The sequence below is a fragment of the Salinarchaeum sp. IM2453 genome (assembly GCF_019693215.1).
Taxonomy (GTDB): domain Archaea; phylum Halobacteriota; class Halobacteria; order Halobacteriales; family Salinarchaeaceae; genus IM2453.
This window is the reverse complement of record NZ_CP081183.1, coordinates 597,004-611,661: the sequence shown is the minus strand read 5'-3', so window position 1 is coordinate 611,661 and position 14,658 is coordinate 597,004. Positions and strand designations below refer to the sequence as shown.

The window sequence follows — 14,658 nt, the reverse complement described above, 5'->3', positions numbered from 1 at the left end:
TTTACGCTGAGAGATTGTTTATCAAGTTAGTATGTTACGGTCTGTGACCCGCGGTTATCAGTGCTGAAAATTTTGACCGCACACTCACATGTATCCCCGAAACACAGGGGGATATGACCTAACTATGAGTCTTGACTTGTCATTCGAAAACGACCGTGGTCAGGTGGGCATTGGGACACTGATCGTATTCATTGCAATGGTCCTAGTGGCTGCTATTGCCGCGGGTGTTCTGATTAATACCGCCGGGTTCCTGCAAGAAACTGCAGAAGATACCGGCGACGAGTCGCAAAGTGAAGTAACTGATCGTGTTGATGTCTCTAGTATCGTTGGCTCACTTGATGATATCCCAACAGAAGAAGACACAGATACTGAAGATGGCATTGACCTTGGCGACACTGCAACACTGGGAGTTGATGACAATCTAAGCAGTGTTGTTGATGATGAAGATGCTGCATTCACTGATCGGTTTGTGACGGAGCTAACCGAACTCGAATTTGATGACTCTGGTAATTTAGGAGACTTGGATGAAGATAATTTTGAGGCGACAGACGGAGACCTCGAATACGATGGTACTGAGGGTGACATTGACATCGAGAGCGAAGATGAAATTGATGAAATTGATTATGACTTCTTTGGCGAAGCACCAGAGACCGGCGTAGTTAATCTCACGGCCACCGTTAACCCACAGGCCGGTGCCGGACCAATTGACCTTGATGAAATGACCATTGACTATCTTGATGAGGCAGGCGGCGTCTCCGAAACTATTGTTTCAGAAGAAGCAGCTGACGCTGATGATTCCCCAACCTTTGCAGTTGAGGGCGTCGTTGGTGTCGGTGACAACAATGTTTTAGTTGATCGTGGTGATACCGCTGAGATTTCAATCACTCTCGATGCTAACAATGGTGAAGACGCCATTGGTGAAGAACTGTACGCTCTGTTTGAGGGAGATGACGCAGAGCTAACGTTCCAAGCTGCCGGTGGTGGTGACACCTTTGCTACTCTTGAGGTACCACAGCTTATCGATGGTGATGACGGTCAGGACATCGTTGACCTGACGTAACGACGAATTAATTTTCCCAACTTTTCTTTTTGTGTGATAATATGCTGGACCTTGATTAAGAGTCTGGCTTGTAGATAAAAATGACGTGCCTGTTGTTCTGTTCTACTTATGAATGGCTTTAAGATAGATATTTACCGGTGTCCGGTTTATCCTCTATCTCACGCTAATTTTGTCCCACAGCTGTGACAGTACGTTGGATTATCATACGCGGAGATATCTGTACCACACTCCGGACAGAACTCCATTGTCTCATCACTATTTTCACTTGCTGCTGGGTTTCCTCCGTCAGACTCTTCGCTTGAGTTGTCAGGAATCGTTATGTCTGCTGGATCCGTTGAAACCAGTCGCTCGTGGTGGCCAAGCGTGCCAAGCAGCACACGTGAACAGTTGCTGTCAAATTCACCATCCCCGGCCTTGAGTGCGTACATTCGTGACCGATCACTGGTGACATAGACAACCCCGTCAGCCACCGTGGGCGATGACTTGATCTTTCCAGTTGATGTCAGTCGACCACCGATCCTGTTGACCCATGCCTTTTCTCCAGACTCTGCGTCAATCGCAAACACGGTATTCTCACTGCCAATGTACACGTTGCCACCAGCAACGGTTGGTGATCCTGAAACACTGCCCTTCAGTGAGTAGGTCCATTGCTTTTCACCAGTGTCTCGGTCAAGTGCATACAGTTCACGAACGCTTGTTGCATAGACTGCCTCATCAGTAACGGTTGGCGTTGATTGAATTGTTCCCCGGACGCCAGTTGCCCACTGTTCTTCACCAGTCTCGGCATCAAACGCGTGTACTTCGTTATCCATGCTGCCGACATAGACCATATCATCGTAGAATGTCGGTGATGCATTCATTGATCGGGCTGCTGATGCGGTCCATTCAACTGTACCATGGTCCGTCGAGATGGCGTACAATGTGCTGTCTTTGGCACAGACATAGACCGTTTCATCAACAACAACGGGTGAGCTGTTGATTGCGCCTTCGGCTTCACACTCCCACTGTGATTCTCGTGTTCCAATATCGACCTTGTGAAGCACGCCATCCATGTCACCGATATACAGCTGGTCATCAACGACTGTTGGTGACCCATGCATTGCAACATCCATATCCAGTTGCCACTGTTTTGTCCCATCTGTCAAATCGACAGCGTAGATTGATCCGCTTGTATCTGCCATGTAGACAGTTCCATCGACAACCATTGGTGCGGTTGTCGCGGCTCCATCTGTTTGTAGTTGCCATCGTCGTGTTCCGTCAGCAACATTAAACGCGTATATGCCGCTTTTACTGCCAGCAATAACGGTATTGCCAATCACTGTCGGCGAAGAGTCCTCCCAGCGTCGTTTGCTTGATTTCCAGAGTATGTTCCCGGGACGCTTATTTGCGACCATATCATATCTGAGAGCCTACATAATTATCAGTGTTATTGGTAATCTCATATTAGCAGTTAATCCCAAACCGAACTCGAAGATACAGACGGCAACAACTGACCGTGATTCATGGGAGAGCACGACCTCGGCTGACGCTGGTAAACGTCTCTTTGGACCGATGAAAAACGACGAATGATCTGGCGAGTCGGATTGTATACCTGCTGCAGAATCCAGTATATCCCTCAGTAGAATTCAGGTCAGCGACAAACCCGAAAGACAGCCTGTGACTGATCGACGGTTGGGCTAATTGATATAACAATTGGAATAGTCACACCTGTCTAAACCAGAAAGATTTAGCAATTCTCTCTAGAATCATGTGACAATGAAGGTAACAGTCACTGGTGGTGCAGGATTTATTGGCGGCCATATCGCCGAAGAGCTTGCAGCTGAGGGCCATGATGTGACCGTGATCGATACGTTTGTCCCGTATTATGATCTGGGTATCAAAGAACACAACGTCGAGGCTGCACGTGCTGCCGCTGCCGAGAGTGATGGCTCGTATACCTTGATTAAAGAGTCAATCACAGACGAGCAGATGGTTGATGCACAGATCGCTGATGCAGATGTTGTCTATCATCAGGCTGCACAGGCCGGGGTGCGAAAAAGTGTCGAAGAACCAGCCAAAGTAAATGAATTCAATGTCACCGGAACGGTGAATGTCCTTGAAGCATCCCGAAGGCATGATGTTGACCGGGTTGTTGTTGCGTCTTCCTCGTCTGTGTATGGTAAGCCACAGTATCTGCCATATGATGAGGACCATCCAACCGAGCCAGTCTCACCATACGGTGTCTCAAAGCTGGCAACCGAGCAGTACGCTCGTGTGTACAATGAAGTCTACGGGCTACCGACTGTTTCGCTGCGATACTTTACGGTCTATGGCCCACGGATGCGGCCAAACATGGCGATGACGAACTTTGTTTCACGGTGCCTGCATGGTGAACCGCCAGTAATCTACGGTGATGGTGAGCAGACCCGTGATTTCACGTATGTTGATGATGTCCGACGTGTCAACAAGCAGCTGCTGACGGATGATCGTGCTGATGGCGAGATTCTCAATATTGGATCCTCAGATAACATCGATATTCAGACGCTTGCGGAGGTTGTCCGTGATGCGATTGACCCGTCACTTGAACTCGTGTATGATGACCCACGCACCGGTGACGCCGAACACACCCATGCTGATGTCACAAAGGCTGGTGAACTGCTTGATTATGAGCCGACAGTCAGCATTCGGGAGGGTGTTGAGCAGTTTATCGAGTGGTATCGTGCTAACGAAGACTGGTATGATCCGCTTGTCCGGAACTCCTGATTGATCATTGTGTTCTGATAGAGTTACTATTGGGAGCTGAACGACGGGTTATATGTATGCCCACTTGCTATTTTCATTTTAACTTCGTACACGTGATCGATGAACTGGAAACTGCAATCCGCTGTTGATGTGCTGCGTAACGCTGCCGTTGATACTGCCTTTGTAACGTTACTCTACGTGCTTGATCGCAAACAGACGCATCAACAAGCACTGAGAAAGCACTGGAATTTCACGCCTGAGCAGTCATATGACATGCAAATCATTGAACTCGATGTTGATGCATTTGACAAAATCCAGTGGTTCCCATTTAGTGTTCGTGGTGATGATGCCGTTTTTGGGGAGTTACGCGGTAACTGGGATTTGATGACGAAGGATTTCACTGAACAACCGGTGTATCAGTCACTCAAACTACGCTATCAGCAGAACAAACCGTGGGAGGCAACGCCACTATACCAGCAGGCAGAGACCAAAATCGAGAACGGCAAGCGAGCAGACAATAATTGTAAAACGCTTGCTGACTTGCAGGACCACTGTCGTAGTATCGATGATTTGTATACCGACATGAAGGAAAACGGGTATCGGTCACATGTTGATCAGGAGTGGACCCGTACTGTTCGAGGTGTTTCTGTCCCTGATGAAATGCGTGTTGCCATTGATCGCAATGGCAATCCAATCTACTGTGCATCTGGTCGTCACCGGATGGCAGTTGCCAAGTTACTCGGTATTGATACGGTGCCGGGAATTGTTCAAATTGAACATGCAGACTGGGATGGTGGGTACGATAGTCGAGGAATTATTCCTATTCAATTGTAGGCATACGTGTTGTTCTCATCAGTAGGATCCGAAGAACTCCAGGCTCCGATGTACTAAACCCAAACTGTCTGCTATCTATAGCGTTTCAATATTTATACAATTGTATTGGCACTTTTTGTCGCAAGTAACTTGAAATGGGAGCAGAAAGAACTTGGATAATGAAATATTATGCCAGGCAGGCATTCGACATTCTTCGTAGCCAAGGCCCCGGGGATTATACAATGAGTTTCTTGCCAGCGAATTGTATCGAGAAATAAAATTTCGAACGGCTACGCGACGGAATTGGCTTACTAACCGAATGAACTATACTGCACCTGCTCACCCATACCGCCTCATCCATGTCGATCCACATACTATTGAATGGGACTTTAGTAGAGAGACTCCGGTAATCGATAAACTCCATACATGGAACGGAGGCCTTGGGCAAATTGCTGTTTGGAACTCTTCTTCTCATTTCCGCTCCTCTTTCTCTGAAAATTATGTCAAGCGCGGATTTGTACAACGCTTTACGAAAGGATATGATTGGTCGGATACGATATACTATCAGGAACTACGTGGCTCCACTGATCAGCAAACACTCAAACAACGATGTCTGTTTTATAGAAATGCAGGAGAAAACCAACCCCTTCAGGGGTTGGATGAATCCGTAAGCTATTGAGGCAATCTACCGGCAAACGCTCGGCCCACTCCCCCAACTTTTTTTGAACCTACGCCGTTACATATAACATATGAAAGTGCGGCGTACTGTCCCGGTCAAACTCGACGTGGACAGTGACGACGCCGCACTCCTCGAAGACACCGTAGACACGTTCCTGTGGTGCGCTCAGTACGTCGTAGACCATGCGTTCGAGCGCGAATACGTTACCACCAGCAAAACCACGCTGGATGACGAAACCTACGACGACGTGCGCGAGAAAACGGACGGCTTCAACGGTGGACTAGTTCAGGCCGCTCGGAACAAGGCCGCCGAAGCCTGCAAAAGCGTCGTCGCACGCTGGAAGAACGGCAAGAGGGCATCGAAACCTACCTTTACCAGTCCACACGTCGTCTACGACCACCGCACGGCCACGTTTCACGATGAGTACGTGAGTCTTGCCACCACAGACGGTCGCATCGAAGCCGACTACGTACTACCAGACGGGGACAGTGACACGCCCCACGCAGAATACTTCTTCTCGGACGAATACGAGACGACAGGGGCAGAGCTACACTACAGCAGCGGTAACTGGATGCTTCACATCCACTGCAAGAAGGATGTGGAGTCTGACACGCCGGAACAGGCAACGACCACGCACGGAACGGTGCTTGGTGTTGACCTCGGTGTGAACAATCTGGCCGTTGCTTCAACGGGTACGTTCTGGACGGGTGACGAGCTCGACCACTGGCGCAGAGAATACGAGCAACGGCGTGGCGACCTACAAGAGTGCGGAACACGGTGGGCACACGAGAATATGCAGGCTGTCGGTCGGAAGGAAGAAGGCCGGTTCAAGTTGACACTCCACCGTATATCGAATGAGCTGGTAGCTGAAGCTCGTGAACACGAATGTTTGGTAATCGCGTTCGAGGACTTGACCGATATTCGTGAGCGCACTGGCGCGTCGTGGGGCCACAAATGGGCGTTCAACCGCCTGTACGAATACGTCGAATACAAAGCCGAACGATACGGTATCGACGTGGAGCAGGTAGACCCTGAGAACACGTCTCGAAGATGTTCACACTGTGGGTTTACGCACCCGGACAACCGTGAGGGTGAGTCGTTCGAGTGCCTAAAGTGTGGGTACGAGAACCACGCCGACTACAATGCCGCGAAAAACATCGGTTTGCGGTATCTCCGTCGCAACCAAACTGGCGGCGACGGAGGCGCACCCTTGGGCGTGCGCTTGAACAGCGGGACGCTGAACGTGAATGGAGCGTATGAACCTCCTGCCTCAACTGAGGCCAGAACGGGAGTCCACGCTGAATCCCACCCGTTCACGGGTGGGTAGCTCAAGACCAACTGTATGAGACAATTCGAGATCAAGGGTATCAGGCTAATCACACTGGCCCTACATATCGTGGATCGATCGGGTATAAGCAGAAATTGAGCATTTTGACAGTCATTAATCAGGACGGAGAAATTTACCTCTGGGACGGTCGTTATCGGCTTGCAATCGCTCAACTTCTTGACTTAGATGTTGTTCCCGTCCATGTTGTTTGTCGGCATGAAGAGTGGCAACACCTTCGTGATTCCTTTTTTCAGAACCAGTCGAACACCTCCTCTCTCGGCTCCTTCTCAGATCTTCGTGCACACCCTGATATGCAGGATGTCATCAACTCTTTTTAATTAACCTCAGATTAACATGATCTTGTGAGCGCACCGGTATTCTACTTTTGTCCTGTGAATCAACCCACATCGGTTTTGCAGCCGTTACTACTACTCAAGCATGTCATCTAACTTTGTAGAAACCTCTTCAGACGTTTTTTTGATTGATCCAGTATTCTTGACGTGTATTATCTTGACTTCATCGGATAGTGTCTCAACTACATGCTCGCACGCTGTTTGATGTCGATCATATGCACGTTGCTGGTCGTTAATCCACCCCTTGCTCAACGTTTGTTGTTCCCTGCTGTTAGCGCGTTCCAGACATACCTCTCTTGGTGCATCGACATATACCAATGCTGTCGGTGTTGGTATTCCCTGAAAATACTTTTTTAACGGAAAGTTATTGCTCTCTGCTCGCCAAAGGATTGCAACTGCTGCCATTGCAAATCCTTCGTCCCAGCAGAATATTTCTTGTGGCATTTTTGAGTCTATTGCCAACTGATAGTTTTCGATTGTTTTCTTGTAAAAAAGGACTGCTTCTTCTGGTGCTCGTGTCGCGCAACGTGAGATTTCAGGTACAATATCGAGAGCGGCCACATTTTCGCTTATGTATCGTCTGAATGCGTCTCGGTGATAACGATGATAAAACAACTCCCATTTTAAGGTAGATTGTATCCGCCCGAAGGCCATCCGATAGAACAACTGATAGAGTCGGTGATCTTCCTGTATTAGTCGATCAATCGCCCCATCATCAACACCGCCGAATAAGTTATTCTGCTCGATTAGATCTGCATGTAAGGTGGATTTTCCTGCTCCCGGAGGTCCAATGAATTCTATCTGATTCATATATAATACCTATACGCTATTCTGATGCTTGTCTCACCTAACTCTTCTCAGTCACTTGCTTGTAGTGGCCTGTAGATGTTCATTGAGTCGCTTGGCCCGATTTTCATAAGTATATTTACTTGTCTCAACGGACGACGAAGTTTCTTTCATTGCGTCACGGACTGCCTGTGCGAAGGCTGTCGAATCGCCAGGGGTGTATGTACTTACCGGATCTTCTGAGTCACATAACAGATTAATTGAAGGAACATTTGACGAGACGACCGGTAACCCGCTCACTAGATATTCAAAAAGCTTGATTGGACACGTGTATTCTGTTGCCTCCTGACTTGTTTTTCGGAGTGGAATTACGCCAATATCAGCGGCCTTGAGATATCTAAATACGGATCGATGCGGAACACGGCCAAATAGATGACATCGAATGCTGTCAGGTAAGATTGTGTTACAGTATTCAGCGAGTTCTTTGACCTCTTCGTCTGTTCCTCCCACAAATGCAAGTTCAATATTAGTAGCGTCGTTAGTATCGTCGGTCACAAGCTTGCTTACTGCATCAACAACCAACTCAAGATCATTTTTCCACTGTGAGAAACTCCCTGCGTATATAATCACAGTTGACTCTTGATTGAAACCATACTGATCCCGAAGCTCGGCCTGTGGTTCCTCTGGAACAAACGACTGGGGGGCAGCGTTTGGAATTACTTCGGCAACCTCAATCCCAAGTGCTCTGATGTCTTTTGCAACTCCTGGACTTTGAGTAATAATCCGGTCTGCCTCCTGTAATCGCGTGTATTCTTCTTTCTTTGAAAATTCATCGTAACCTGAGTAACACTGATGTGCTTCATACAGAACCGGCGGATAAAGTGATGACGGGAGATACTGAAGAAATTTGAGGTACCTAAAATCACGTGTAAAAATAAGATCCTGTCGAACCGATGCAAACGTTGCGAACATATAGTAAGTAAACTGATCGATATACTTCCTAGAATAGTTATCAAACCGACCGGCATATGCATTTACTCGCGCTGTTGGTAGCGTCTGAATGTTCGCGTTCAAATCAACTTGATTTTCATCCAGAAATTGGTTTGGAGCTGCTGGTGTAAAAAGCGAAATCTTGTTTTCCTGATTTGCTAAACCATTGATAGTATGTATAATTTGCTTTCCGTGCGGGCGTGCGGGGTCCCAGTCTGTGTGATACACATATGAGACATTCATCTATCCAGATGTGATACTCTGAAGATTAAGCCTTTTTGGATTGTTATAGAACTGAACTGCTATGCTATTATTGTTTTTTCAAAATGGGGTATATGTTCGACACTTCGTCGATTTCAATTAATTATATCCTGTAAATCCGGATGGCTTCGCAATGTTTCGTACTCCTCAGATATTCCGTTATTGTAGACTTTATTTCGGAGTTGTTGCCATTGTTTGTGCCTCAGTAGTTGAAAACGGGCCAAATCCGGAACCCAGCTTTGTCGATTGGTAATCATTTCTCGCCATTTTGTTTCGGTTTTGTTTTCGTATATACGAATCCCTTTTCTCAAATTCTTTAATGCTATTCTGAACCACGTGGTGATTTACCTAAAATTCACCCCGAGTGGTGCAGTTGCCTCGCCCGATCGCTCTCTGGCTCGGTGTAGCAGTCCGGAGAAATATATTCTAGTTGAATGATTTTTCTGAATTCAGGCTGGGATTCGGAACTCTCTTTCGGTGAGGTTAACCATGTCACGATCCAGGGCTGCTAGCTCAGCACGGCGAAGCCCGGTATCGTACAGTACTGTTACGAGTGCTCGTGGAGTCCGTGCCATCCATTGTGAGCGGCATCACGCATCGCTTCGACTGATCCGGCTTCAACCACGAAATGTTCGAGTTTATTGTATCGGCGCTGGTTGTCGTAGTCAGCTTATGAACAAGGGCGGGAGCGAGTGGCTAAAACGTTCGCTTCTACATACAAAAGTCGAACATTTCACTTGGCCGAAGGTATGTGGCCTTCGGCATACACGTCTATAATTGTTTTTCCAAAATGTTCTCAAAGTTGTCAGGATCAATAACCAAATCACGGTCCCTAACCCCTCTATGGTTTTGATCAGTTACTGCTTCACCGATTAAATAGGAATATTCATGCTCAAGAATATCTGCTAAGACGTAGAATGGCATTTTAACTATACCGTTGAATAACTCTATTATTGACAACGAATCCGTCCAAATCATACCGGTCAGTCCAGCACCATGTGGACTAATAACTCCGTCCACTGATCGGAACAATTCAATCTGCTCTTCTAGTGAATATTCTTCGCAATAGATCACCTCAACACCGAAGTCATTCAGTATCGGTGTCAGCTCATCGAAATTGGCAACTTTTCTTCCTCGGGAAGCATTCTGGCGAGAGATGTACACCCACTCCTTATCACCAAACTCATTTGTCTCACATCTGATTTTTGATTCGATCCAATGCAGATTACCGGGAGTTGGGTCAGGCCATGAAGGTACAATGAGCTTATCGACACTCATTTTGTTTTCTTTCCATTCGATTATTGAATGGTTTCCGAACCCGAGCAAATCAATAGCTTCTCTCGCAAAACCGGGAATATGTTCTGATACAATTAATTTCACATCATCACCTGTCTTTCTTTCATAGAATTCAATCGCCCGTAGTTTGAGTATGTGGTCAATCATCCAGTGGTAGAAATTTTGAGAACCACTCGCTCGATGAATCACTGCGGCGGTAGCAAGTTGTGTGACAGACTGTGGTTGGGTGGTCTTTTTATACAGATTCCATTCGGATGTGATTGTTCTACTGACTTGCGAATAACGATTTCCATGACTTATTGGTCTTCCAATCATATCTTCGATGTATTTTCCCTGTGGGGTTTTTCCTGCTGCATATGGCCCCGATAAGATTACATCATTTACTTCACAAACAAACGGGTTTGTGAAAACAAAATTTGGCGTCTTTTTAATACGAACGCTATCTCCGCCTGGAGCAATCCTTTCGGCTAGTGAAGCATTCAGCCCATCAGTATTATCAGGTAGTTCCCAGTAGTTATTAGCGACAGACTTCAATTCAGCGGAATCGTGTACTAAGTTTGAATATTTATTCCTGGTATAATAGTTTAGTGACTTACGGATCAAAAAGGGGGGTACCTTATGCGGATTTTTCAACCCTTTATAGAATAATTCTTTCATATTTGTGTGTGGCGTTTGAAATAGGCAATCGTGCTGGCTAGTCCCTCTCTAAGCGGTATTTCAGGCTCCCAGTTCAATTCTGTCTTGGCACGGGTAATATCGGGTCTGCGTTGACTCGGATCATCTTCAGGTAACGGTTCGTAGACGATGTCGGACTCAGTATCAGTCAGATCCAGCACTTCGTGCGCTAGTTCCTTGATTGTCCGCTCATTCTCCTTCCCGATGTTGTAGACATCGTGTTCAGGATTATCAACCCGCATGAGTGAGACAAGGCCCTCGATGAGATCGTCTACGTAGCAGAAACTGCGGGTCTGCTCACCGTCACCGTAGATTGTGAGATCCTCACCACGAAGCGCTTGAGTGACGAACGTCGGGACGACCCGTCCGTCATCAGGACGCATTCGCGGACCGTATGTATTGAAGATACGGACTGTGCGGGCATCGACATCGTACTTCCGTTGATACGCGACAGTCAGCGTTTCTCCGAATCGTTTGGATTCATCGTAACAGCCTCGAACCCCGCGGATATTCACGTTGCCTGTATAGGTTTCAGGCTGCGGGTGGACCTCAGGATCACCGTACACTTCGCTTGTGCTGGCAAAAACCATTCGTGCATCGCACGCCCGCGCGTGGTCCAGTAATCGCCGCGTCCCCTGTGTGTTCGCTAGCGCGATATTGACCGGAAAATCCGTGAAGTCAGCTGGCGACGCTCGTGATGCGAGATGGTAGATTCGATCCACAGACGGAAGCGAGCCCGGAATGCGAACATCTCGGTCAGCGACTGTGAACGCAGGATGATCTTCGAACTCTGTGATGTTATCTCGCTGGCCACTGCCGAAATTGTCGAGACAAATCACTTCGTGCCCCTCAGATAAGAGCCGTTCACACAGGTGACTGCCGAGGAAACCGGCTCCGCCTGTAATCAAAACACGGTGAGTCATATCTATGTCGTGTATCTCATCTCAAATCAAACTTATTAACATTACTGAGCCGTTTTTGTGCTTCTACAGGACTTCTGTATCCTTCACATAATGGTCTTGAGCACCTTTTGCGCCCACATTATCTCCTATGTGGTATAGATACTTCCAGGTTGATCCACGTGGTGCAGAACGAGGCAGCACCCTATTATGCACTGTGCGGGGAAGAATGAAGTACGTTACCCCACATGGGGCAAGTATAATCATGGCCGACTCGCAAGCCAATAGTGTGCCCAGGCAGCCGGGAGAACCGCCGCCCGAGCAGGTGTACGCTGAAATGAATCCCTGCGAGCCCTACAGTGTCTCTAACATCGTTGACACCTTCGAGGATACCAGCCGCTGGACCGTGCAGCGCCGTCTCAACACGCTCGTTGAGGACGGCAAGATCAGCAAGAAGAAGCACGGCGAGAATCGCGTCTCTTACTGGATTCCGAAGTAACGTCGCCCGCGCTCCACGCGGAGCAGACTTATAAGCCACGAGGACGTTCTGCCGTGTATGCAGAACGGCCCCGGTTCGGGCGCTCGCGGCGGCGATAGCTGTCTAACCGGGGACGGTTCGGGATCGCAGAAGATTATCGAGACAAAGGAATGCCAGAGTCTGTGGGAAGTCCGCGAGCCGTTCGATCCCGAAAACAACGAGCTCCCCGAGGAGTTTGAGGAACTTACGGAGAAGACCGCTAAAGTCCGTGATCTGTTATCAGAACGGCATGACTCTGTTGCCGACGTGCTTGGGACCACTTTTTTGGACGTAGTCCCGGACCGAGACGATCGCTACTCGAATTCTCCGTACGATATTCGCTCGATGTCCAACGCCTGGGTCTACCGGCTGGTCGCGCCGTCAAACGGCTACTCCGTGATGAGTTGGGAGCAGCTCGAAGAGAGACTGGAAGATCCAAAGATTGCCGAGCAACTGCGGTTTGCGCCGGACAAAACACCGAGCGAGCGAACCCTTCGGGAGAACTGGTGGGATCGTGTCGGGCCGAACTTCCGCGATCTGATCCGGTACCGCGCCGCCGAGATCGCCGTGAAGTGCGAAGAGTACGACGTGGATACTGCCGAGAACGTCCGAGAGAACTTGGTACAGGACTTCCAGCTTGAGGGTGATGGGGAGAGCGACCCGATTGGGGAGCTGGAGCAGGAGATCAAGGACGATGCCTACACGATTCAGGCGGACATCATCCGCGACGTGTGTTCCTATGACCGCGATGACTCCGAGGAGTGGGACGACAGGTTGATCACCGATGCTGCAGCCCACATGTGTCGGCGCAACGAGTACGCACAGCAGGGCATCAAGCGGATGGGGAAGGACTACGGCCTGATCGAGGAGAAAGAGGACGGCAGTGAGGAGTGGGATCTCTTCAAGCAGCAGACGTTCCGAAGAACCGCTCGCAACGTCGAGCGCAAGAAGATCCCCGATTACGACTGGGACAACGAGGACAAATACGGGGCGAAGTGGCTCCCTGCGCACGAGCTGGTAGACGAGAATCTCGTTCAGGGAGATCTCCGCGAAGCCTACGAAGAGGCCTGGGCGATCGACCCACTCAATTCCGAAGGGGAAACGGCCACGTGGCACCTGCGCACCGAGGAAGCAATCGAGCGGCAGATCGACTGGCTGAAAGAAGAGGACGTGATCGAGGAAGACGAGACGTTCAATTTGCGGATCGACTACACCACACACGATCACAGCCGTCACTCCTCGGTTGACAGCGCGCCGCCGATCGGCCTTCACAAGCAGTCACATCTCGACACTGGCTACGCCTGGAAGGAACTCCAGGGGACCATCAAGATCAACGGTCGGGCGTTCATCATCGCTACGCTGTCCTATCTGCCCGTGAACGACCAGTTCCGAAGCGTGAAGTACATCCTCGACCGCGCTCGGGAGCTCGTGAACATCGACACAGTACTGGCAGACGCCGAGTTCGTAGACACGAAGATCCTGCGGTACATCCGGCACTGCGGCTGTCACTACAGCTTTCGGAAGGGCGCAACGGAGTCGGTGAAGGATCGGGTCAAGGACTTCGAAGGTCGCGCTGACTGGGACAACGACTGGACCGTGATCAGCGACGGACGGCGGAAGACACACGACACGACGCTCGTCGGCCTGGAGAAGGACTTCAAGAGCGTCCCCGACCACAAGAAGAAGGACAGTGACGGGGACGATGAGCCGGACACGACGCTCGATGATTTCGATGATGGAGATGACGATTTGGATGACGCGCAGATGACGCTGGACCAGATGGTCGAAGAGTCCCACAAGGACAGCGAGAAGATCGATTACTTCTGCATCATCACCAGCAAGAACGTCGATCGCGCCGGTATTGACCCGGACGAGAATCCCATCGCCCACGATCCTGAGGGGTCGGCCTGGGGAATCGGTCGCCTGTACCGGGACCGTTGGGGCGTCGAGACTGCGTTCCGGGACAAGAAGAGCCAGTTTGCCGCCAAGACGCGGTCCCGAGACCTCGGCTACCGGCGGTTCCTCTGGATGATGCAGAACCTGCTGTACAACGGCTGGGTGATGCTGAACACAGCCGTTGCCGACCAGAGCCCCGACCGCGATGATGACGAGATTGTGGTCAAGCAGAACACCTACCTGGACGAGCTGGACCGGCGCGTGCTCAGCGGCCTCAGTCTGGACCTGGAGTTCCCGGACGTGGACTACGGGTAGCGTCTGAACCGCTTCTCGTGGTAGCAAAACGGTGAGCCGCAGCACTCGTCAACGGTCGGCTGTTCTCGCG

The 14,658-nt window shown here is 49.5% G+C and carries 14 protein-coding genes; 8 read left to right on the top strand and 6 right to left on the bottom strand.

Annotation, left to right across the window (positions count from 1 at the left end; genetic code table 11):
* Window positions 1-124 precede the first annotated feature (124 nt).
* Window positions 125-1,060 carry a flagellin gene (locus K0C01_RS12955; RefSeq protein ID WP_221170567.1) on the top strand — a complete coding sequence of 312 codons (936 nt, stop codon included), beginning with the start codon at window positions 125-127 and terminating at the stop codon, window positions 1,058-1,060.
* Between the two features lie 158 nt (window positions 1,061-1,218).
* Here K0C01_RS12955 and K0C01_RS02945 read toward each other — a convergent pair whose 3' ends face one another.
* On the bottom strand, window positions 1,219-2,454 hold the full coding sequence (locus K0C01_RS02945) for an outer membrane protein assembly factor BamB family protein (protein WP_221170566.1): 1,236 nt from the start codon (window positions 2,452-2,454) through the stop codon (window positions 1,219-1,221).
* 361 nt (window positions 2,455-2,815) lie between these two features.
* On the opposite strand from K0C01_RS02945, the gene K0C01_RS02940 reads away from it, so the two are divergent.
* The 5 genes from K0C01_RS02940 to K0C01_RS02920 all read left to right on the top strand — a co-directional run bounded on the left by K0C01_RS02940 (window position 2,816) and on the right by K0C01_RS02920 (window position 6,938).
* The gene (locus tag K0C01_RS02940; RefSeq protein WP_221170565.1) at window positions 2,816-3,802 is read left to right on the top strand and encodes a GDP-mannose 4,6-dehydratase; all 987 of its coding nucleotides are present in this window, start codon (window positions 2,816-2,818) and stop codon (window positions 3,800-3,802) included.
* Between the two features lie 99 nt (window positions 3,803-3,901).
* Window positions 3,902-4,615: a hypothetical protein gene (locus K0C01_RS02935; protein WP_221170564.1), complete on the top strand. Its 714-nt coding sequence runs from the start codon at window positions 3,902-3,904 to the stop codon at window positions 4,613-4,615.
* Window positions 4,616-4,913: 298 nt separating this feature from the next.
* Complete coding sequence (locus tag K0C01_RS02930) at window positions 4,914-5,273, top strand: hypothetical protein (protein WP_221170563.1); 360 nt, start codon at window positions 4,914-4,916, stop codon at window positions 5,271-5,273.
* A 70-nt stretch (window positions 5,274-5,343) separates the two neighbouring features.
* Window positions 5,344-6,600, top strand: coding sequence for an RNA-guided endonuclease InsQ/TnpB family protein (locus K0C01_RS02925; protein ID WP_221170562.1), 1,257 nt, complete (start codon window positions 5,344-5,346; stop codon window positions 6,598-6,600).
* A gap of 104 nt (window positions 6,601-6,704) precedes the next feature.
* Complete coding sequence (locus tag K0C01_RS02920) at window positions 6,705-6,938, top strand: SET domain-containing protein (RefSeq protein WP_221170561.1); 234 nt, start codon at window positions 6,705-6,707, stop codon at window positions 6,936-6,938.
* Window positions 6,939-7,028: 90 nt separating this feature from the next.
* Here the strand turns inward: K0C01_RS02920 and K0C01_RS02915 are convergent, their stop codons facing one another.
* The 5 genes from K0C01_RS02915 to K0C01_RS02900 form a co-directional block, all read right to left on the bottom strand.
* Window positions 7,029-7,763, bottom strand: coding sequence for a hypothetical protein (locus tag K0C01_RS02915; RefSeq protein ID WP_221170560.1), 735 nt, complete (start codon window positions 7,761-7,763; stop codon window positions 7,029-7,031).
* Window positions 7,764-7,814: 51 nt separating this feature from the next.
* Window positions 7,815-8,972 (bottom strand): glycosyltransferase, encoded by a 1,158-nt coding sequence (locus tag K0C01_RS02910; protein WP_221170559.1) that lies wholly within the window; start codon window positions 8,970-8,972, stop codon window positions 7,815-7,817.
* Window positions 8,973-9,439: 467 nt separating this feature from the next.
* On the bottom strand, window positions 9,440-9,565 hold the full coding sequence (locus K0C01_RS12680) for a hypothetical protein (protein ID WP_255568363.1): 126 nt from the start codon (window positions 9,563-9,565) through the stop codon (window positions 9,440-9,442).
* A 196-nt stretch (window positions 9,566-9,761) separates the two neighbouring features.
* Complete coding sequence (locus tag K0C01_RS02905; RefSeq protein WP_221170558.1) at window positions 9,762-10,943, bottom strand: glycosyltransferase family 61 protein; 1,182 nt, start codon at window positions 10,941-10,943, stop codon at window positions 9,762-9,764.
* Window positions 10,940-11,884, bottom strand: a complete 945-nt coding sequence (locus K0C01_RS02900; protein ID WP_221170557.1) for a UDP-glucuronic acid decarboxylase family protein — start codon at window positions 11,882-11,884, stop codon at window positions 10,940-10,942. The genes K0C01_RS02905 and K0C01_RS02900 overlap by 4 nt, the downstream gene beginning before the upstream one ends.
* A 241-nt stretch (window positions 11,885-12,125) precedes the next feature.
* Between K0C01_RS02900 and K0C01_RS02895 the strand changes: the two genes are divergently transcribed.
* Entirely contained in the window at window positions 12,126-12,359 is a 234-nt protein-coding gene (locus K0C01_RS02895; RefSeq protein ID WP_221170556.1) for a hypothetical protein, read from the top strand.
* A 57-nt stretch (window positions 12,360-12,416) separates the two neighbouring features.
* On the top strand, window positions 12,417-14,588 hold the full coding sequence (locus tag K0C01_RS02890; RefSeq protein WP_255568362.1) for a transposase: 2,172 nt from the start codon (window positions 12,417-12,419) through the stop codon (window positions 14,586-14,588).
* The last annotated feature ends 70 nt before the right edge of the window (window positions 14,589-14,658 follow it).